The sequence below is a fragment of the Vibrio sp. STUT-A11 genome, assembly GCF_026000435.1.
Classification (GTDB): Bacteria; Pseudomonadota; Gammaproteobacteria; order Enterobacterales; family Vibrionaceae; genus Vibrio.
This window is the reverse complement of record NZ_AP026763.1, coordinates 2,956,987-2,978,871: the sequence shown is the minus strand read 5'-3', so window position 1 is coordinate 2,978,871 and position 21,885 is coordinate 2,956,987. Positions and strand designations below refer to the sequence as shown.

Here is a 21,885-nt window from a genome sequence, read left to right as displayed (position 1 = left end):
CGTAGATTTTAAATTGATGAAAAAGTCCCCAGAGATGCCTTGTTCATGTCTGGGGACTTTTTCCTTTACGATTGTTCCTGCTGTGTTTTTGCCTGATTGAGGGGGATTTTGCGACAAACTTCGAGTTGCATATGAAATAATATTCTTTTTTTAACCAATACTCTCTTCGATCATACTGTCTATTTTCGCTTCTCTGGCGGCTATTCCTTCTATCAATCCAATTCATAGTATCTTGTTGAAAAATGGGATCTACCTCTCATTAGACCCGTTGATAATAAAACGTTACATTTGTTGGGTAACCTTGCGGGATGTTATGACGAACGCAAGACATAGCCGAAAACGTGGAAGTATTTCGATTAGGCTACGAATAAGCCCTAAACTATGTGAAACCAGACCTATCCGTTGACCTTACGGTGAGGAAACTGGGTAAGGAGAGCAATTATGACAGCAATGTTGTCAGGCGCAGAGATGGTTGTGCAATCTCTGATCGAAGAGAATGTATCGCAGATCTTTGGTTACCCTGGCGGTTCCGTTCTAGATATCTACGACGCGCTGCACGCCAAAACCGACCAAATTAAACACGTATTAGTAAGACATGAACAAGCGGCGACGCACATGGCCGATGGTTATGCTCGTGCCACCGGTAAACCGGGTGTCGTACTGGTATGTTCAGGTCCTGGCGCGACCAATACGATTACAGGTATTGCGACCGCTTACATGGACTCAATCCCAATGATCGTTATCTCAGGTAACGTACCGAACAACCTGATTGGTAACGATGCATTCCAAGAATGTGACATTGTTGGTGTATCTCGCCCAGTGGTAAAACACAGCTTTTTAGTAAAGAAAGCAGAAGATATCCCTGAAACCATCAAGAAAGCGTTTTACATTTCGACGACTGGTCGCCCAGGTCCAGTTGTGATTGATTTGCCAAAAGATGTCATGAATCCGCAAATCAAACTGCCTTACCAGTATCCGGAAAGCATTTCGATGCGTTCGTACAAGCCGACCACTTCTGGTCATAAAGGCCAAATCAAGAAAGCACTCAAGTCTTTGCTTGAAGCGAAAAAACCAGTGCTTTATGTCGGTGGTGGTGCGGTGATTTCTGGTGCACACGAACACATCCTTGAGCTGGCTGACAAGCTTGATCTTCCGGTAGTGAGCACGTTAATGGGCTTAGGCGCATTCCCAGGCACACACAAAAACTCTCTGGGCATGCTGGGCATGCACGGTACCTACGAAGCCAACATGGCAATGCATGAAGCTGACCTGATATTTGGTATTGGGGTTCGTTTTGATGACCGTACAACCAACAACCTGGAAAAATACTGCCCTAACGCAAAAGTCATGCACATAGATATCGACCCATCGTCGATTTCGAAAAACGTGAAAGTGGACTTACCTATCGTTGGTTCGGCAGAAAAAGTACTGACAACCATGCTAGGTTTGCTGGCAGAGCAAGATGCTTCAAACGACGAAGAAGCCATTCAGGCCTGGTGGGAAGACATTAATGTATGGCGAGATCGTCAATGCTTAGCTTATGACACATCTCCAGAACGGATTAAGCCGCAGCAAGTTATTGAAACTCTGCACAAACTGACCAATGGCGATGCTTATGTTGCTTCAGATGTAGGTCAGCACCAAATGTTTGCTGCGCTTTACTACCCATTTAATAAACCACGTCGTTGGATCAACTCTGGTGGTCTGGGTACGATGGGGTTCGGTCTTCCTGCTGGCATGGGCGTTAAGTTTGCCATGCCAGAAGAAGAAGTGGTTGTGGTTACTGGTGACGGTAGTATTCAAATGAATATTCAAGAGTTGTCGACCGCAATGCAGTACGACATCCCAGTGAAGATCATCAACCTGAATAACCGTTTCCTAGGCATGGTAAAACAGTGGCAAGACATTATTTACCAAGGTCGTCACTCTAATTCATACATGAGTTCTGTTCCTGATTTTGCAGCAATTGCAGAAGCTTATGGTCACGTTGGTATTCGTATCGAGACACCAGATCAGTTAGAAGCTGGTCTACAAAAAGCACTCGATATGAAAGACCGATTGGTTTTCGTTGATATTAATGTCGATGAAACTGAGCACGTTTACCCTATGCAGATTAAAGGCGAGGGTATGGACAAAATGTGGCTAAGCAAAACGGAGAGAACTTAATATGAGACACATAATTTCATTGCTATTGGAAAACCAACCTGGTGCTTTGTCTCGCGTTGTAGGCTTGTTCTCTCAGCGTGGTTACAATATTGAATCGTTAACGGTTTCTCCTACGGATGACGAAACCCTTTCTCGTATGAATATCACAACAACCTCGAACGAGATGCAACTAGAGCAGATTCAGAAACAGTTACACAAGTTAATTGATGTGTTAAAAGTTCAGGAAGTGACGGAGCTTGAGCATCTTGAACGTGAGCTGATGATGGTGAAAGTGAAAGCAAGTGGCTTTGCTCGTGCTGAAGTCAAACGCACAGCAGACATCTTCCGCGGACAGATTGTTGATGTGACGGCTTCTCAGTATACCGTTCAGTTGGCAGGAACCAGTGAGAAACTGGATGCGTTTATTAAGGCAATTTCGGAAGTTACGGAAGTAGTAGAAGTCGCTCGTAGTGGGGTTGTAGGCATTGCGCGTGGAGAGCGTGCACTGAAGCCTTAACGCGGTCTGGGGTATCTTTACCAACAAAACAAACAAAGCCATCGAATAATCGGTGGCTTTTCTGTTTTTGGTGCCAGCGATACGTGACGTTAGAACCAAAAACAAAAAGAGGGCATAAAGCCCCCTTCTAGTATTTAACTGATAACAGAGTGTTCAGTCTTATAGTACGTGTACAGACGCTGTGTTTGTAGTGCCTGAAGCTACTAGAGCACCAGAAACCATCACAACGATGTCGCCTTTGTTACCTAGGCCAGACTCTAGAGCAAGCTCTTTACCTGTCACGTAGAACGCGTCAGTGTTTGCGATAGACTCAACAACAACAGGAGTTACACCTTTAGTCAGAACAAGCTGTGCAGCTGTCTTAGTGTTAGTTGTTAGAGCTAGGATGTTTGCAGTTGGGAAGTACTTACGTACTGAACGTGCAGACTTACCGCCTTCAGTTGCAACAACGATCAGTGGAGCAGCCAGTTTCTCTGCAGTGTCTACAGCGCCTTTACATACCGCTTCAGTGATACGTAGACGTGGGCTGTCTAGACGATCACCCAGTTCAGCTTTAAGCACTGAATCAGTACGCTTAGCGATTTGCGCCATGATAGTTACCGCTTCAACAGGGTATTTACCTTTTGCAGTTTCACCAGAAAGCATTACTGCGTCAGTACCGTCCATAACAGCGTTCGCAACGTCGCCTGCTTCTGCACGAGTAGGACGTGGGTTGTTGATCATAGAATCAAGCATTTGAGTTGCAGTGATAACCATCTTACGTGCACGGTTACACTTCTCGATCATCATTTTCTGAGCGAAGATTACTTCTTCTGCTGGGATTTCAACACCCAGGTCACCACGTGCAACCATGATGCCGTCAGAAAGCTCTAGGATCTCGTCGAAGTTATCAACACCTTCTTGGTTTTCGATCTTAGAGATGATGTGGATGTTCTCGCCGCCGTTTGCAGCAAGTACGTCACGAATTTCTTGAACGTCAGAAGCTTTACGGATGAAAGAAGCCGCAACGAAGTCTACGCCTTGCTCACAACCAAACTTAAGGTCGTTCTTATCTTTTTCAGAAAGAGCTGGAAGGTTTACAGAAACGCCAGGTAGGTTAACACCTTTGTTTTCACCTAGAGCACCGTTGTTAAGTACTTTACATTTAACTTCAGTTTCAGTCGTTGCGATAACTTCCATCTCGATTAGACCGTCGTCTACAAGGATAGTGTTACCAACGTTTAGGTCTGCTGCGAAACCAGCGTAAGTTACTGCTACAGTGTCTTTGTTACCAACAACTGAAGTGTCAGTTGTGAAAGTGAATTCTTGACCAGCAACTAGATCAACGTCGTTACCGCCTTCTAGTTTGATAGTACGGATTTCTGGACCTTTAGTATCAAGAAGGATTGCCAGTTGTTTGCCAGTTGCTTCCATTACTTGGCGGAAGTTCGCAATACGAGTGCCGTGCTCTTCATAGTCACCGTGAGAGAAGTTAAGACGCATAACGTTCATGCCTGCGTTTACTAGTTCAGTTAGCTTCTCTACAGATTCAGTTTTAGGGCCAATCGTACAAACGATTTTGGTCTTTTTCATGGAAGATACTCTCCGGTAAGTATAGTTACAATTTGAAAGTCGGTTATTTACTCTGAAGCCAGGGCGTATTTGATGACATTTTGTGCCTGTCACCCACCGATTTTCCGCCACATTATTGAACTTCAGATTCTGAAAGTCTTTCACCAAGTTTAGTCATTTTATGACTTAAAGATCGGTGATTTTGGTTACCTTTTTGTGACTAATCCCACTTTATATGCAGAAAGTTGCAAAAAAATAGCCGTCATTTCTGTAATTTTTTTTCTTTTCGGTGGCGAATTCTACCACCGAATGAATCCAATATCACTGTTTAAGAATTGTCTTAGGACAAGGTTTTATCGAGAAATATTAATTTTTTGGATCGAAATAAATGGACTTAAAAGTTTCGATTTGACTATAATAACTTTCGAAACGAAACTTAAAATCAAAACGTAAATGTCGAAACGAAACACTCAACTAAGAAGACACGCTATTTCTAACCTGGTTTCTGAACTGGGCGAAGTCAGTGTCGATGAATTGGCTCATCAGTTTGAGACCTCTGAAGTCACGATTAGAAAGGACTTAGCTTCTTTGGAGAAAAATGGACAGCTTTTGCGTCGTTATGGTGGAGCGATCTCGATCCCAACGGAAGTTATCCATGAAGAATTGAGTCCAAATGTTTCGACTCGAAAGTTAAATTTAGCCAAAGCGGCCGCATCACTGATCCGAGACCATAATCGCATTGTTATCGACAGTGGCAGTACGACCGCAGCATTAATACAGCAGTTAAACGACAAGCGTGGCTTAGTTGTAATGACTAATTCATTACATGTGGCGAATGCGCTCAATGAGCTGGAGAGTGAGCCTACTTTGCTGATGACTGGGGGAACCTGGGACACGCACTCTGAATCCTTTCAAGGCAAAGTCGCTGAATCTGTTTTAAGAGCTTATGACTTTGACCAGCTATTTATTGGTGCTGATGGGATCGACCTAGAGCGCGGAACCACCACATTTAATGAGCTGGTTGGCTTAAGTAATGTAATGGCGGAAGTCTCCCGCGAAGTCATCGTAATGATTGAGTCTGAAAAAATCGGCCGCCGTATTCCGAATCTCGAGCTCGCCTGGCAACAGATTGATGTGCTGGTAACCGACGCGGATATAAAAGCTGAACACAAATTCCAGATTGAACAGCAAGGTGTGAAAGTCATTTGCGCCTGACAAACTCATATTCAAACTAACATTTTTTAAATTCACTTCCCTCATGTACAGGCCTTTGCTTGCTGCCTCTATATGAAATCATGGCTAGGGAAGAACAAAACTATAATCGGAGAGAAACACATGTGTGGAATCGTAGGTGCAGTGGCACAACGAGATGTTGCAGAAATTTTGGTCGAAGGTCTACGCCGCTTGGAATACCGTGGTTATGATTCTGCAGGCGTAGCAATCGTCGATGCAGAAAATAACCTGACCCGCGTTCGTCGTCTTGGCAAAGTACAAGAGCTGGCTGATGCGGTTGATCAAGAAAAAGTGATTGGCGGCACGGGTATCGCGCACACTCGCTGGGCAACACACGGGGAACCTTCAGAAGCAAACGCGCACCCACACATGTCAGGTGATATTGCTGTTGTGCATAACGGCATTATCGAAAACTATGAAGAACTGCGTGAAACGTTACGTGAACGCGGTTACGTATTTGAGTCTCAAACTGACACTGAAGTTATCGCACACCTTGTTGAGTGGGAACTTCGCACGTCAGAAACACTTCTTGAAGCGGTTCAAAAAACCGCGAAGCAATTGGAAGGTGCTTACGGTACGGTTGCTTTAGATCGTAAAGATCCTTCTCGCATTGTTGTTGCACGTTCCGGTAGCCCGATTGTTATCGGCTTTGGTGTAGGTGAAAACTTCCTGGCTTCAGACCAGTTGGCATTGCTGAGCGTGACTCGCCGTTTCATGTATTTGGAAGAAGGTGATGTAGCAGAAATTACTCGCCGTGAAGTGACCGTTTACGACGAAACTGGTGAGCGTGTAGAACGCGAAATCACAGAATCTAACGCTGAACACGATGCGGGTGATAAAGGCCAGTACCGTCACTTCATGCAAAAAGAAATTTATGAACAGCCAAAAGCACTAATCAATACCATGGAAGGCCGCATTACTGCAGATTCTGTTGTCACTGACGCGATTGGTGTGAATGCTTCAGATATCTTAAGCCGTGTAGAGCACGTTCAGATTGTGGCGTGCGGTACCTCTTACAACGCTGGTATGACGGCTCGTTACTGGTTTGAAGATATTGCTGGCGTGAGCTGTGACGTAGAAATCGCTTCTGAGTTCCGTTACCGCAAGTTTGTGACGCGTCCAAACAGCCTTCTAATTACGCTATCGCAGTCAGGCGAAACGGCCGATACACTAGCGGCGCTTCGTCTTGCAAAAGAGAAAGGCTACATGGCGGCAATGACTATCTGTAACGTGGCGGGCTCTTCATTGGTTCGTGAATCTGATTTTGCCTTTATGACTCGCGCAGGTGTTGAAATCGGTGTGGCTTCTACCAAAGCATTCACGACTCAGCTATCTGCACTGCTAATGCTGGTTACTGCGCTTGGTAAGCAACAGAACCGCATCAGCAAAGAGAAAGAAAAAGAAATCGTAGAAGCACTGCACGCGCTCCCAGAGCAAATCAATCAGGCGTTGTCTTTCGAGAAAGATATCGAAGCATTGGCAACAGATTTTGCTGATAAACACCACACACTGTTCCTTGGCCGTGGTGAGTTCTACCCAATCGCGATGGAAGCCTCTCTGAAACTAAAAGAGATCTCGTACATTCACGCTGAAGCGTACGCAGCAGGTGAGCTAAAACACGGTCCATTAGCGCTTATCGATGCTGACATGCCAGTGGTTGTGGTTGCGCCAAGTAATGACCTACTTGAGAAGCTGAAATCAAACGTTGAAGAAGTTCGCGCGCGTGGTGGTCTACTGTACGTATTTGCTGACGCTGATGCAGGTTTTGAAGGTGATGAGACGATGAAGATCATCACCATGCCACACGTAAGCGAAATCACTGCAGCGATTTACTACACCATTCCAATGCAATTGCTGTCTTACTACATTGCTTTGATCAAAGGGACTGACGTTGACCAACCTCGTAACCTGGCGAAAGCGGTAACAGTGGAATAACACTACCCACTACCAAGTGAATTACAAAACCACCTATTTACGCCGCGCGTGATAGGTGGTTTTTTCTTTTATGCTCGCAGACAAAAGAGGGAAAGCATCTTCACAGTGCCGCGAATATAACCACGGTGGTAAACCCAAGGCTGCGGGTTCACATTGTTTGATGGACTGCGTTAGCGCTGAATTTGACGAAGTGAATCTAACGCCGTGTTCATGCAGACAGAGTCGGTTAGCGTGTTAAGTTTGAAAAACAGGATATCGAAAGCAATCATCTGCAGCAGTTGTGGCGTGACCATACCTAATTGGTTGTGCTCTTCGGTGTAACTGTAAGGAATGACGAAATCCGATAGCTGGGCCACTTTACCTTTGCCGTAACGAGTCAGGGCAATCACTTTGGCACCGTTGGCGCGTGCTTTTTCAATCGTCGCCAACACTTCTTGTGTATTGCCTCGCGCCGATACCACCAGTAAAACATCACCTTTTTTAAGCAGCGAAGCCTGGACGATTTGCATGTGGTAATCCAGATTGAACTGCACGTTAAAGCCAGAGCGAATTAGCTTGTGATTGATATCGGCGGCGACCAACGCGGAAGCGCCAATGCCGGAAAGCAGAATCTTATTTGCTTTCAGCAATACCTCAGCACTACGTTCAATAGTGTCGGTATCAATCAGGCTTAAAGATTGCTCGATCTTACTGGTAAATAAGTTTTTTGATTTCTCGATGATGGCCTGGGTCGAGTCGCTGCTTTCGATTTCCGCATACACTGACTGAGTAGGCAGTTTTTGCGTCTGTGGTGCGAGTGCCGCCAGCTTAAGTTTTAAATCGGGAAAGCCGCTACAGCCGATACTCTTGGCATAACGAATCACCGAAGAATCGCTAATACCCAGTTTAGCGCCGATTTTGGTGGCGCTAAACTTAGAGAGGTCAAACTGCTGCTCAATAATAAAGTGCGAAATCTTTTTCTCGTTCAGGTTGGTGGAATGAGCGAGTGCTTTGACTTTATTAATTATGCTTTCCATTGGTGCCTCTGCAGTGAAATCGTCCCGTCGCAGTGAATTATACGACGGGATGATATTAGCGACTTTTCGCTGGCTTTTCGACTGGATCGGTAAATCCTAATAGCATCGACGCGATAAAGCCGACAATCCATGCACACACTACCGCAAGCAGGAAGGATGGAATCTGCCCTTCGCCAACCAGTGGAATCAGAGAAAGCCCTGCAGTACCAAATGGAATGATGATGCCAATCTTGAAAGCCGCCATCATTGCACCGCCAGCAAAACCGCCAAGACAGCCTGCAATAAAGGTTTTACCTAACGGTAGCGATACACCAAACAACAGTGGTTCGCCAACACCCAGAATACCAACAGGCAGAGCACCAGTGATGGTCTTCTTCAGGCGTTCATTCTTCGACTTAAGGTAGACGTACGCCGCTGCGCCGACTTGCCCCATGCCACCCATCGCTAAAATCGGGAACAGGTAGTTAAGACCAAAAGTCTCAAGAATTTGCGCATGAATAGGGATAAGACCTTGGTGTAAGCCCGTTAATAGTAGAAACAGGAAGCCACCACCCAGGACACCGCCAACGGCGACGGAACCTGCGGATTCATTAAGCAGTGCAACCGAAACCAAATTACCTAGCCACACGTTTACCGAGTGGGCGATAGGTTGCAAGATGAACAAAGCCACTGCCGACGACACCAAAATCGTCACGGTTGGAGTAAAGATAAGGTCGAGACTTTCTTTACAGTGGCTACGGAACCAAAGCTCAAATTTAGAAGAAAAGACGCAGACCAACAACACCGCAAACATGCCGCCGCCGCCTGGTACTAACGCGTTACCAAATAACTCGATATTAGCGAGGCCCGGTGCAGCCAAAACTGCAGCCATCACCGCACCAATCGCAGGAGATGCCTGAAGTTCTTTGGCGGTATTCATACCAATCATGACAGAAAGCACCGCGAATACGGCTTTGCCAACGACAGTGAATAGCGAGAAAATATCTGGGTTGGCTGCGACAAATTCCGGAGCGATGAGTTTGAAGATGTTCACCATCCCCAGAATTAAACCACAACCGATCAGAGCCGGAATCGTCGGTACAAAGATCGCGGCTAAGGTGTTGAGAGCGCGACGAATCGAAAATGGTTGCGCGACAGGAGCCTCCGTCGAACCTTCCTCAATACCAGCGCCTTTCATTCGTTTATTCAGAACGCCAGCGACTTTTGCCGCAGTGCCCATGCCGACGATGATTTGATATTGTTCTCCGGCATCAACGACACCTTTAATACCCTCAACCTCTCGTAGTGCATCCATATTAAATTGGGAGCGGTCTTTAAGCACGATACGTACGCGTGTCATGCAGTTGGTCAGGGTCGCGACGTTATCAAAGCCGCCAATATACCGTTCAATGTGATCGGCAATGAGTTCCAGATGTTCTATCTTATTTGCCATGCTATTTTCCTTGCAGTAACTGCTGTTTCAGAGGTTGGAAGGGTTGCGCCGCAAGAGCCAACGCTTTAGAAGGTGAAGTGTCCAACGTGTGCAGCAATACCGCAGCACGAACATTGTATTTCACCGCATCCAATAGCTTGGCAGCGGTTAGCTCATCCACTTCACAAATTTGCTGCACCATGTGCTGGGCACGAATGCGCAGCTTCTGGTTATTCGCTTTGACGTCTACCATCAGGTTTCCGTGAACTTTACCCAGTTGAAGCATGACCGAGGTACTCAGCATGCCCAGTAACATCTTTTGTGCTGAGCCGCTTTTCATCCGTGTCGAGCCTGCCAGTACCTCTGCGCCGACATCCGGTGCAATAGACACATCGGCGTGTTGCGAAATAAGCCCTGGTCCCCGGGTACTGAGTGCTATCGTTTTGGCTCCTACTTGTCTGGCGTAATCCATTGCTGAGATAACAAAGGGAGTCCTACCGCTTGCTGCGATCCCTAGAACCACATCTTGAGCAGTCAGTTGACGTTGTTGAAGCTCGGCAGGGGCCGACTCGGTACAGTCTTCAATGTCTTCCACCGCAGCAAGCATAGTGTCAACGCCACCTGCGATAATCGACTGCACTAAAGCAGGATCGGTACCGAATGTAGGGGGACATTCCGCCGAATCCAAAACACCAAGTCGGCCGCTGGTTCCTGCACCAACATAGAATAAACGGCCGCCTTGTCTCATCTGCGAGGCAATCAGTTCAACCGCTTTCGCGACATCTGGCAGCACTTTATTAATCGACACCGCAACACTGGCATCGTGCGCATTGAGTAATTCCAGCACTTCCATTAATGGCAATTCGGACAGCAGTTCTGTCTCGGGGTTTTGCTCTTTATTAATGGTGGACGACAACTCACTCATAACTCTCTCCGTTGACAATCGACGTATAGATAATAATTAAATGTCGAATATCGACAATTTAAATAGTACGGATTATAGATTGGAGTCACATATGTAAAACGATGTTTCATTTATTTTTGTTGTGGTTCGACTACTTATTGATAGGAGACTTGACGGGGAGTGAACAGTTGTATTAACGAGTGAGAATGTCGAGAGGTGACATTCTCTAAACAAAACACTAGGTCGAGGAATCGGTGGGCAGAGGTAGCAATAATTCAAAGCAGTAGCCAGTACTGCACAAAGATAGCGTTAGTAACGTTTAACTATTAAAAAGGACTTTCCTTGCCCAGTTCATTGCAGATTTCGACAATGGCGAGGGAAAGCCCTGATTTGATGATTTGTTGTTGGCGCTGAAGTTGAAGCTGATAGAACTCTAGATCGATGTCGTCGTCTGGTTCATTGACTTCCAGTTGCACCATACCCATTTTCTTTACCAGATGAAGCTTTTTGATCGGGTCGAGAATGTTTGGGTCAGTGAACTCGTAGTCGGATGCGTCGCTGTTGAGTTGGTTTTTGAGCTTAATGATGTCTTCGATATCGTGGTAAACATCGTCAGGCAACACACCTAAACCAAACAGTAACTTGAGACGAACAGACAGATCACCCAGTGGGCCTGAGTCTTGTAAAAGCGGGCCGACAACGGACTGAACAGCGAAGTTATCTTTACGAAAGATTCTTTGTATTAGGCCGTCAATCGACTCGTTAAAGACGTCGACTGTGGCAATAAAGAAGCCCCGCACCGAGGGTGCGCTGTTGAGTCGTTCAATGATCTCGGTTTCGTTGATGTTATCTGCCATATACTGAGTAGTTGTTCAATCGTTATTGTAAGGGGAGCATTGCCCCCCCTGAGTTAATTACAGCTGGTTGTAGAGTGTCTCAATGTTAGCCACTTCAGCGCTGTCCTCTGCAAGACCAGTGTATTTTGCGAGCGTTTTCTTCACGCCGACTTGTTTTAATGAAGTTTGTAATTCGACGGCTTGCGGGTCGGTGTCGTTAGTGTACTTCAATGCCGCCGCAATCCCTTTTAAAAGTGTTTGATTTTCAGTGCCATATTCAATTGTACCGAGTAATGGCTTCACTAATCTATCATTTGCACCTAATTTGCGAATTGGCTGACGTCCAACTCGGTCAACTTCATCAACTAAGTATGGATTGGCAAAGCGACCCAGAATCTTCTCGATGTAGGCATTGTGCATGTCGCGGTCGAAGCTATAACGACGAATCAGTACTTCACCACTCTCTTGCATCGCTTGTTTTACTTCTGCCTGAATCTCAGGATCTTCAATCGCTTCGCGAATGGTGCGATGACCTTTTAAGCAGCCTAAGTAAGCCGTAATACAGTGACCGGTGTTTAGGGTGAACAGTTTACGTTCCACAAACGCCATCAGGTTGTCGGTCTTTTCCATCCCTGAGATATCTGGGATTTCGCCTTTGAATTGCTGCTCGTCAACAATCCACTCGCTAAAGCTTTCTACCGTGACTTCCAGCGGATCATCATTGGCCGCTTCTGCTGGTGGCACGATACGATCCACAGCGGAATCGACGAAGCCGACGAGCTCGTCTGCTTTTGTGTGCAGTGACTGATCAAGATGCTTGTACACTTCGCCTTTTAAATGGGTTGTGCCGCGAACCATGTTTTCACAGGCGATGATGTTCAGTGGTGATTCATTGCCCGATTCGAAACGTTTGGTGATGCCGGTTGCAATGGTTTTCGCAATAATGTCCAGCACGTTTGGACCCACGGCGGTTGTCACCAAATCGGTTTTTACGATGCGGTCAATCACGTCTTCACTTGCTGAGTTAACTGCAGTGACATGCGTGACTGTGTCGATTTGGCACTCCGTGCCCACCACTTTAACTTTGTATTCTTGTTTATGACTGAGCTGGTCTACCAACGGGGCATCAACGTCAGCGAAAGTGACCTCGACGTCTGCGTCTGCTAAAAGTTTACCGATGAAACCACGACCAATGTTACCTGCGCCAAAATGAACTGCATTTTTCATAACTGTTACCTACCAATGTCTAAAATATTGACTAACGAATCAGGGGGGAGGCCAACCGCATAGGGGGTGACAGCTGACCTCAGTTTGCTCAGGAGCAAAATAGTGAAGTAATTAAGCGGCTTGTTCGCGGCCAAGGATGTTGAGGATCTCTTCTACATCCATAGTGCTGGTTAGCTTCTCAATTGCTTCGGGCTCATCGAGCGCGTTCGTAATGGTGGTAATTACTTGGATGTGCTCATCATTTTTAGCGGCAATGCCGATAACCAGTTTCGCTACATCGTCTTCGTCTTCAGTAAATTGGATACCCGATGGGTATTGGCAGATAACAATGCCAGTCTTTTTCACGCGATCTTTCGCTTCAATCGTGCCGTGTGGCACCGCGATAGATTCGCCAAGGTAAGTGGGAACCAGTGCTTCACGATCAAACATCGCCTCTACGTATTCTGGTTCAGCGTAGCCAAGTTCAACTAACTTGTTGCCCGCAAAGCGAATCGCTTCTTCTTTGTTAGCCGCGCTTAAACCTAAGTGGATGTTTTCACGTTGAATCTGGAAAACAGATGGTTGTTGCTGTTCAAAATTGTCGTCGTTTGCTGCAAGAACCGATACTTTTACCATCTGATCGTCATTGGCAGATGAAGTTTGTGCCGCCAGCAGTTTGGTGACGAGTTGGTTGTACATTTCGCTGTCCAGGAAGTTAGTCAGTGAAATGTGGTGTGCGTTAGGAGCATGCTTACGTGCACGATCCGTCAAATCTTTATGAGTAATCACGATATCTGCACTCTCTGATAAATTGTTAATAGCAAGGTTAGTAACGTGGATGTTCAGACCTGCGTCCTGAACTTTCTTACGTAGCATGCTCGAGCCCATTGCACTTGAGCCCATGCCTGCATCACAAGCGACAATAATGCTTTGAACTGTCGCAAGGTCTACGTCGCCTTTGCTTTCACTGTTTACCGCTGCATTGTTTTTTGATGCAGATTTCATGTCTTTCATTTGTGAAGTTGCTTTTTCTAGCGCTGCTTTATCGCCGTCTTCTTCTGTCGATGTTTGAGTCTTCATTAACAGAGAGGCTACGGTGAACGATACGCCCGCTGCCGCTGCGATAGAGGCAAGTACACCAACGATCGAGCCTTTTTGCGTCATCAATAGTACCGCGAAGATAGAACCTGGAGACGCTGGAGAAACGATACCTGCGTTGAACATAGTGAGAACGAATACACCAGTCATACCACCTGCGATAGCCGCTAGGATGAGGCGTGGGTTCATCAGAATGTATGGGAAGTAAATCTCATGGATACCACCAAAGAAGTGGATGATAGAAGCACCACCTGCAGTCTGACGAGCAGTACCTTTACCAAACACCATGTACGCCAGAAGAATACCTAGACCCGGACCTGGGTTTGCTTCAATCAGAAAGAAAATAGACTGACCTGTTTCTGACGCCTGTTGAATGCCCAGTGGTGAGAAGATGCCATGGTTAATTGCGTTGTTCAGGAACAGAATCTTCGCTGGCTCAACAAAAATAGAAGTCAGAGGTAGAAGGTGCGCTGATACAAGGAAGTTGACGCCTGCTGCCAAAGCACCAGAAAGTACTTTTACAAAAGGACCGATCAGGAAGAAAGCAAGAATGGCACACAGCATACCGATGATGCCTGCAGAGAAGTTGTTTACCAACATCTCAAAGCCACTTTTCACTTTGCCATCGATGTAGTTGTCGAATTTTTTAATCGCCAAGCCGCCCATTGGACCGACGATCATCGCTCCCATGAACATAGGGATGTCTGTACCGACAATCACGCCCATAGTGGTGATTGCGCCGACTACCGCTCCGCGATCGCCGCCGACTAATTTACCACCGGTGTAACCGATAAGTAGTGGCAGCAAGTAAGTGATCATAGGACCAACCATGGCAGCCAAAGTCTCATTTGGCAACCATCCGGTTGGGATGAATAGTGCAGTGATAAAGCCCCACGCGATAAATGCGCCAATATTAGGCATTACCATGTTAGACAGAAAGCGACCAAAATTTTGTATCTTGATCTTAGCATCTGGTGATATCATAACAATTCCCCGTTCGATGTTCTGATGAATATTGTTGTCGTAAACGGTTCGCCAAAACCGCTTGTTTGATTGCTTAGTACCCAATCAATTTATCACACAATTTCCAATTAGAACTGACAACGGGCTTTTCGTGATCTACACCCGCACTTCTTCAGATAAAAAGCATTTTTTAAGTGATGGCGATCAATTTATTGATATGTAACTTAATAACAAAATGCAGGTTTTTAATCTGTCAATAAAAATCTTAGTGATCAAATCGATCTTATTACAAATTTGAGTTGAAAATATAATGTGATCAAAATCACTTATGATTTATTTCTGGGATCGAATTAAATATATCTATCGATCAATGTCACACTTTGTTTTTGTTTGGTTGTTGATAAAAGTGTGATGCGCGTCTGGTTGTGGTTTTTTTGAAATTTTGTAACGAGATATGCTGCGCAATATCAGCACATAGCGACTGATTGACTGGGTAAATGAGTGCGATGTCAGAAATATCGGAAAATTTCGGTTATATTTCTTACAAATTAAAAGGATAGTGCACTGCTTGTATCAGCAATGCACTATTTTTCTGGTAAGTTATTAATCGTGGTGTTGCGCTAAATACGCTTGTGTATTTTCCAGCCCCATGTACCTTGCAAGCGTCTTTTCTGGCACTTCGCGTAAGTCCACCATAATTAATCCGTCTAGCGCGTTGTTAAAGGCAGGATCAACATTAAAGCAGACCAGTTTGCCGTTTAAGCTTAAGTACTGACGCAACAACACAGGGACACCTTTGCCTTCATCAATTCGAGCGATGACGCGAGATAACAGCTGCAAGTCGCCTAACGCGGTGAGCATGCTGGTGTTCCAGCTCAGATTGTTCTCGGGCAATGGATTGGACGGTGTGACGTGCTCTGCACAGGCATTGTCGTAGTGATGCAGTGTCATGGACTGAGCCAGTAATTGCCGAGCGGTCTGGCTGTAATCGTTACTTATGCTGACGGGACCAAACAGGTGCGTGTACTCTGGGTTTCTGTGTACGAACGTCGCAATGCCTTTCCAAAGCAGCAGTAGGGCACTCATGCTCTTTTGGTATTGTTCCGCAATTACCGAACGCCCCATCTCAATTGATTTACCCATTTTATCGAGGAAGCGTTGGTCGTAATTAAACAGGGTGCGAGAGTACAACCCTTCAACACCATGTTTGGCCAGTAATTTATCCACTAATCCCAGACGATAAGCGCCTACCATGCATTGATTTTCACGATCCCAGACAAACAGGTGTAGGTAATCATGATCAAAATGATCGATGTCGATTGCTTGTCCTGTGCCTTCGCCCACCTGACGAAAGTTGTATTCACGTAGACGACCGATTTCATGCAGTAGAGATGGGATCTGATAAGCGGATGTGCAGTAGACTTCAAACTCGCCACTTTCAAGAAGTTTGGCTTCTGCAGGTAAGCTGTACAGCTCATCGAGTAATTGGCTTATTGGTAACCCTGCCGCAATAGGCAGCAAATCATTCGTCGATGTGGTTTGCCCAGGAGTGCTGGGATCACGGTTAAGCAGGTAGGTATTGAGCCTCAAATAATTGACCACCTGATCGTCACTGAGGTTATTCAGTTCTTTAAATTTAATCGCCTGTCCAAACGATAACTCAATGGTCTGAGCATTCTTATTAAGTAGCTCTCTACCCAGCATTAACGTTCTTAGCAAAGGATGGATTTTTCCGGCCATGTAAAAGCGTTTCGAGTTTTGTCCGTTAATAAATACAGGGACGGTTGTCGCTTTGTTTTTACGAATTAACGTACTGACACTGCGACTCCACTCTTTGTCTTCTATGCGTTGCTGCTGTTTATCAACCAGTTGGGATACTTCACCCGCCGGGAAAACTAACAGTAATCCGCCATTAGCGAGGTGTCTGTTCGCCGCGCGCAGTGCTTTCATGTTGGATTTGACCGCATCTTTGCCTTCAAATACATCCACACCAATAAACAACTGGTCGAGTTCCGGGACAGTTTTAAGGTATTGATTCGCGAGGATTTGGATGTCATCTCGAACCATGAGCAGTAATTCAGCCAGAATCACGCCTTCGACACAGCCGAGAGGGTGGTTGGCAACAATAACGGTAGGGCCTTGTTTTGGAACGGCGTCGAGCGAACCATGAGCAATTCGGTAGTCGATACCTAAAATCGACAGCGTAAAGCGTAAGAAGGTTTGAATATCTGCATTAACGGGTCTTTGCGCATAGAACTTATCGAGCTGGCTTAATCCAGTAGCCCACTCAGCGACATTTTCACCAATGCCAAATGGCGTTTTACGAGGGAGACGAAAAGGGGTAGTGCTATCCATATTTACCTCAGCGTGCAAGTTTCTAACTGGATAGTAGGAATTACAGATGACAGTTCAGCGGCAAAACAGTGAGTCTTTGGTGACAAAAGGGTGACGATTTATTGAACGCCGAGTTGAGATTAAGAAGGCGGTGCAGAATTTTTGTCCACTTTAGATAGGCTTATGTTATGGTAGTTACGGCTCATTATTTGGGCTCTTTACATGCCGTCATATCGGTATTTTTAATCAAATAAAACCACTCAACATCTTCTCTTGTGAAGATGTGGGTACAAGTCCGATTCCCCTGAAATGGTTGAAACGGCTAAGGATATTTATGAATGGAAACAATCTGGATTAAGAATCCACTCGCGATTTACACTGGCAATGAGCAGGACGCTCGCGGAGGTCTGGTGATTCGCGGAAACAAAATTATTGAGCTGGTGGCACTTAATGCCACGCCTGACAGCAAAATCGATTCGGTAGTCAACGCCAGCCAGCACGTCATCACTCCAGGGCTAATCAATGCCCACCACCACTTTTATCAAACTTTGACTCGCGCTTATCCCGATGCTCTCAATAAAGAGCTGTTTCACTGGTTGAAAAGCCTTTATCCGGTGTGGGCGAACCTTGACCAGGAAATGATGAGCGTTGCCACTGAATTGGCTTTAGTTGAGCTTATGCGTTCAGGGTGCACGACCGCTTCGGATCATCACTACTTATTACCCAATGGTCTGGAACATGCCATCGATCTGCAAGTTGAAGCTGCACACAGCCTTGGCGTACGCACTATTTTTACTCGGGGTTCAATGAGTTTGGGGGAAGATCAGGGCGGTTTACCGCCAAGGCATACTATCCAAACAGAGCAAACGATTGTCGATGACAGCAAAAGACTGATCAATGAATATCACCAAGACCATGATGGCGCGATGATTCAAATTGCGCTTGCGCCATGTTCCCCATTCTCGGTGACCACGGATCTGATGAAAGAGACTGCGCGAATCGCTCAAGATGAGAATGTCATGGTGCATACCCACTTGTGTGAAACCATTGATGAAGAGAACTTCTGTATCAAGCAGTTTGGATTACGTCCGGTTGATTATCTGGAAGATGTTGGCTGGTTAAACGAGCGGACCTGGCTGGCTCATGGTATTCATTTTAACTCTGAAGAGATTCTACGATTAGGTAAAGCGGGCGTTGGGGTCAGTCATTGCCCGACATCCAATATGATGCTGGCCTCTGGTATGTGTAAAAACTTGGAGCTTGAACAGGCCGGTGTGAAAGTTGGTCTTGGCGTGGATGGCTCTGCCTCAAACGATGGATCCAATATGATCGCCGAAGTCCGCATGGCGATGTACCTGCAACGCCTGCAGTATGGATCAGCAAAAGTAACGCATTTTGATGCTCTGCGCTGGGCGACAAAAGGCTCTGCTCTTGCGATGGGGCGACACGATATTGGAGAACTAGACATCGGTTATCAGGCTGATATTGCTATGTTTAAGCTGGATGATATTCGCTTCTCAGGGAGTCATGATCCGCTGGCCGCTTTACTGCTATGTGGCGCACAACAGGCTGACCGAGTGATGGTCGCTGGCCAATGGCGTGTGCATGATGGTGAAGTGATTGGGGTGGATTTACAGGACTTGATGGTTCGCCATAGCCGCGCTGCGAAGCGGCTGGCAGAGCTGTCCGCCAGTTAATGCCTGACAGAGCAAAAATAAAAAGCCGCTTACAAACCAGTAAGCGGCTTTCTCTATTCTATGTGTGAGAACTACAGAATCAGGTCGATGTCTTGTTCTGTGTGTTCCCTCTCACTTCTAATGACGTAAGGATGAATTGATATGTTCATTAGTTCTTTGTTTTCAGGATGTTCATCGCCGACAGGGATGACTGGGACAGTTTCTTATAGCTGTAATATTGAGTAGAAGTTAGCTTTTATAAAACTAACTTCTTATTGGTATCTAGCAGAAATTGACCGTAATCAAGCTAACGGAGTAATTAGAGGAGTATCTTGGTACGACGTACTGCTAGAAGGATTTAGTGCCATGATATATAAATATTTCTTACGTGAACTCTTGGGGTTAGCGATAGTGGTCTGTGTTGTTTTTGGAGTGGTAGGGGTCTTGTTGGATCTTTTTGCCCTGACAGCATTTTTTGAGCATCAAGATTCAATTGCTAATGTCTTTTTCCATGAATCACTATATTTTGTTATTTTCTTCATCCCGCCATACTTTCTCTGGAAGTTAATTGATCGTCCTGATTTAGTATTAGCGACTCAAAAGTACTTAGCTGCGAGGCTAGAAGCAGAGCGTCGTGGAAACGCTAATAATGTGTAGCCTGGCTTACCGAGTTCGTCAGAGGGTGAAGCTTAAAAGTAAAAAGGCTCATGGATAATATCTCCACGAGCCTTACTCAAAGATTCAGCTTAATCTTCTAACGTACACTTTTACAGGTTAGAACGCAGGTTCAATCGTTCCTTTAAATGTTTCTTCCAAGTAGTCACGAATCTCCTGAGACTGGTAGATAGAAACAAACTTTTTGTACTCTTGTTTATTTTTATCTGCTTCGCGCGTTGCGATAACCATAACCGCCAGAGGTGCCTGTTTAGACTCCAAATAAATACCCTGTTTTTTCGGGTCAAGGCCAGACGACATCACATAGTTCATGGTAATCGCTGCTGCATCCACATCATCTAACGTTCTTGGCAGCTGAGCTGCATCGACTTCAACAAACTGAAAACGTTTAGGATTTTCAGTTATGTCGGTCAATGCCGCTTTATGGCCGACGTCTTGTTTCAACGTAATCAAGCCCGCGTCAGCAAGAAGAAGCAAACCGCGCCCACCGTTGGTTGGATCATTAGGAATAGCGATACGAGCATTCTCAGGAAGCTCTTCAAGAGAGCGAAACTTGTTTGAGTAAATCCCCATACGCATCAGAATGGATTGGCCGATAGAGACCAAGTGAGCGTCATGGCTGTTGTTAAAATTGTCCAGAAACGGTTGGTGCTGGTAGCTGTTGATGTCGATACTGCCATCGCTTAACGCTGCGTTTGGTGTGACGTAATCGGAAAACTCGACTACTTCGACCTTTAGCCCTTGTTTTTCTGCTTCTTTGGCAACGGCTTCGACAACTTGTGCATGAGGACCAACCGTTGCACCTACCTTGATGACTGATTCATCTTTTTGCCCACAGGCCGCTAAGCTTAGGGCTGCGATGAGAACAATAGGTAACTGTCTAATTTGGCGCAAACTTTCCATAATAACTCCATTTATTTTTTTGGACGTCTATACGGCTAATCTAGCATATTTATAAAAGTCGTCAATATTTGATCGCTCGGTCTTCTTCTAGTGTGTCCCGCCAATGAGACTTTAGCGCTTAAAAGCGCACTTCCTTTTTTAACAGTTGCCTTTTTTCTTTAAGGAACTGCTTGTTCATTTGTTGTATGAATGGGTTAAAGTTAAAATATTCAAGTTTTTATGCATATAGCCCCTAAAGTGATGATGGTTTTGGTCGATACACAGAATGAGACTTTAGTTCCATATTTTTTAGCAGCAATAATGGAAAGGAGGGCTATGCGTGACATTGAGCCTACACAACAACACCGCTGCGTTAGCAACACGACGTCACATTGCTGATGCTTCTGATGATTATAATTCATCAATACTTAAACTTTCTTCGGGAAAAAAGATAAACAGTGCTAAAGATGATGCTGCTGGGTTACAAATTGCGAATCGACTACATGTACAAAGTCGAGGGCTGGATGTTGCAGCTAAGAATGTCAATGATGGAGTAGCCATAGTCCAGACTGCTGAAGGGTCTATACGGGAAATATCTAGCATTCTAAAGGATATGAGAGACCATTCATTGCAAGCGGCGAACGGGTCAAACTCAATAGCTGACAGGCAGGCAATTCAAAAAAATGTCCAAGCCTTAAAGGAAGAACTGCATAGTATCGCTAGCTCAGCTAACTTTGCTGGGACTAGACTGTTAGATGGTAGCTATGGCAAGAAAGCGCTTCAAGTTGGTTCCAATAATGAAACGATACTATTGGAACTAAAGGATATGCGTTCAAGCTCTTCACTGATGGGTGGAACGATATTTATTGCAGAGGAAGCCAAAGACGAAGGCTGGGCTGTCGAAGGTGATGCTCACGAGCTCGGTATGGATTTCACCGATAGAGCCGGAAACGATGTAAGTATCAATATCGAAGCCAAGATTGGAGATGATATTGAAGAACTTGCAACTTATATCAATGGACAGCAAGAGTTTGTTACAGCATCCGTATCCGGTACCGGTGAACTACAAATGTTTGTTGGGGCAGATGTTGCAGAAGGGGAAATTTGTTTTTCTGGATGTCTGGCCAGAGAGTTTAACTTCGATAACGGCCGTAAGACAATTGTAGAGAACATTGATGTGACAAGCATAGGAGGCGCCCAAGAAGCCGTCTCTGTCATTGATTCTGCATTGAATTATGTGGATGGGCATCAAGCAGATATGGGGGCTTTGCAGAATCGGTTTGATCGCATGCTCTCTAATCTAACGAATATGCATGAGAATATCAGTGAATCAAAAGGAAACCGTACGGATACCGATTACGCAAAAGAAACAACCGAAATGACGCGAGCTAAAATTCTTCAACAATCTTCATCATCTATGTTAGCTCAAGCTAGGTTGATTCCGAATGCTGCTTTGAATCTGCTGAATGAATAGTGTGTAACTTCAGCCTGTATCTCAATTAC

Annotated in this window: 16 protein-coding genes; 7 read left to right on the top strand and 9 right to left on the bottom strand. The window is 45.5% G+C overall.

Annotation, left to right across the window (positions count from 1 at the left end; all coding sequences use genetic code 11):
• Positions 1 to 441 precede the first annotated feature (441 nt).
• Both OO774_RS13850 and ilvN read left to right on the top strand, forming a co-directional pair.
• Entirely contained in the window at positions 442 to 2,166 is a 1,725-nt protein-coding gene (locus OO774_RS13850) for an acetolactate synthase 3 large subunit (RefSeq protein ID WP_264903208.1), read from the top strand.
• A 1-nt stretch (position 2,167) separates the two neighbouring features.
• Positions 2,168 to 2,662, top strand: coding sequence for an acetolactate synthase small subunit (ilvN, locus tag OO774_RS13845; RefSeq protein WP_014230733.1), 495 nt, complete (start codon positions 2,168 to 2,170; stop codon positions 2,660 to 2,662).
• 159 nt (positions 2,663 to 2,821) lie between these two features.
• Here the strand turns inward: ilvN and pykF are convergent, their stop codons facing one another.
• Positions 2,822 to 4,234, bottom strand: coding sequence for a pyruvate kinase PykF (gene pykF, locus OO774_RS13840; protein WP_264903207.1), 1,413 nt, complete (start codon positions 4,232 to 4,234; stop codon positions 2,822 to 2,824).
• 432 nt (positions 4,235 to 4,666) lie between these two features.
• On the opposite strand from pykF, the gene OO774_RS13835 reads away from it, so the two are divergent.
• Together OO774_RS13835 and glmS are read left to right on the top strand one after the other, a co-directional pair.
• Positions 4,667 to 5,428, top strand: coding sequence for a DeoR family transcriptional regulator (locus OO774_RS13835; protein WP_264903206.1), 762 nt, complete (start codon positions 4,667 to 4,669; stop codon positions 5,426 to 5,428).
• Positions 5,429 to 5,548: 120 nt separating this feature from the next.
• Positions 5,549 to 7,381: a glutamine--fructose-6-phosphate transaminase (isomerizing) gene (gene glmS, locus OO774_RS13830; protein ID WP_264903205.1), complete on the top strand. Its 1,833-nt coding sequence runs from the start codon at positions 5,549 to 5,551 to the stop codon at positions 7,379 to 7,381.
• A 170-nt stretch (positions 7,382 to 7,551) separates the two neighbouring features.
• Here the strand turns inward: glmS and OO774_RS13825 are convergent, their stop codons facing one another.
• From OO774_RS13825 to OO774_RS13795, 7 genes are all read right to left on the bottom strand, one after another.
• Positions 7,552 to 8,397 carry a MurR/RpiR family transcriptional regulator gene (locus tag OO774_RS13825; RefSeq protein WP_264903204.1) on the bottom strand — a complete coding sequence of 282 codons (846 nt, stop codon included), beginning with the start codon at positions 8,395 to 8,397 and terminating at the stop codon, positions 7,552 to 7,554.
• Positions 8,398 to 8,452: 55 nt separating this feature from the next.
• Positions 8,453 to 9,829, bottom strand: coding sequence for a PTS transporter subunit EIIC (locus OO774_RS13820; protein WP_264903203.1), 1,377 nt, complete (start codon positions 9,827 to 9,829; stop codon positions 8,453 to 8,455).
• A gap of 1 nt (position 9,830) precedes the next feature.
• On the bottom strand, positions 9,831 to 10,733 hold the full coding sequence (gene murQ, locus OO774_RS13815) for an N-acetylmuramic acid 6-phosphate etherase (protein ID WP_264903202.1): 903 nt from the start codon (positions 10,731 to 10,733) through the stop codon (positions 9,831 to 9,833).
• Positions 10,734 to 11,038: 305 nt separating this feature from the next.
• The gene (locus tag OO774_RS13810; protein WP_264903201.1) at positions 11,039 to 11,569 is read right to left on the bottom strand and encodes an MltR family transcriptional regulator; all 531 of its coding nucleotides are present in this window, start codon (positions 11,567 to 11,569) and stop codon (positions 11,039 to 11,041) included.
• A 57-nt stretch (positions 11,570 to 11,626) separates the two neighbouring features.
• Positions 11,627 to 12,775: a mannitol-1-phosphate 5-dehydrogenase gene (locus OO774_RS13805; RefSeq protein WP_264903200.1), complete on the bottom strand. Its 1,149-nt coding sequence runs from the start codon at positions 12,773 to 12,775 to the stop codon at positions 11,627 to 11,629.
• A gap of 111 nt (positions 12,776 to 12,886) precedes the next feature.
• Positions 12,887 to 14,836, bottom strand: coding sequence for a PTS mannitol transporter subunit IICBA (locus tag OO774_RS13800; RefSeq protein ID WP_264903199.1), 1,950 nt, complete (start codon positions 14,834 to 14,836; stop codon positions 12,887 to 12,889).
• A gap of 582 nt (positions 14,837 to 15,418) precedes the next feature.
• The gene (locus OO774_RS13795; protein WP_264903198.1) at positions 15,419 to 17,170 is read right to left on the bottom strand and encodes a lysophospholipid acyltransferase family protein; all 1,752 of its coding nucleotides are present in this window, start codon (positions 17,168 to 17,170) and stop codon (positions 15,419 to 15,421) included.
• Positions 17,171 to 17,487: 317 nt separating this feature from the next.
• Here OO774_RS13795 and OO774_RS13790 point away from each other — a divergent pair, with 317 nt between their 5' ends.
• Entirely contained in the window at positions 17,488 to 18,846 is a 1,359-nt protein-coding gene (locus OO774_RS13790) for an 8-oxoguanine deaminase (protein ID WP_264903197.1), read from the top strand.
• A gap of 345 nt (positions 18,847 to 19,191) precedes the next feature.
• A complete protein-coding gene (locus OO774_RS13785; RefSeq protein WP_264903196.1) occupies positions 19,192 to 19,482 on the top strand; it encodes a D-fructose-6-phosphate amidotransferase in 291 nt (96 codons plus the stop codon).
• Between the two features lie 117 nt (positions 19,483 to 19,599).
• On the opposite strand, the gene OO774_RS13780 is transcribed toward OO774_RS13785, so the two are convergent.
• Positions 19,600 to 20,403: a MetQ/NlpA family ABC transporter substrate-binding protein gene (locus OO774_RS13780; protein WP_264903195.1), complete on the bottom strand. Its 804-nt coding sequence runs from the start codon at positions 20,401 to 20,403 to the stop codon at positions 19,600 to 19,602.
• A gap of 319 nt (positions 20,404 to 20,722) precedes the next feature.
• Here OO774_RS13780 and OO774_RS13775 point away from each other — a divergent pair, with 319 nt between their 5' ends.
• Entirely contained in the window at positions 20,723 to 21,856 is a 1,134-nt protein-coding gene (locus tag OO774_RS13775; RefSeq protein ID WP_264903194.1) for a flagellin, read from the top strand.
• Positions 21,857 to 21,885 lie beyond the last annotated feature (29 nt).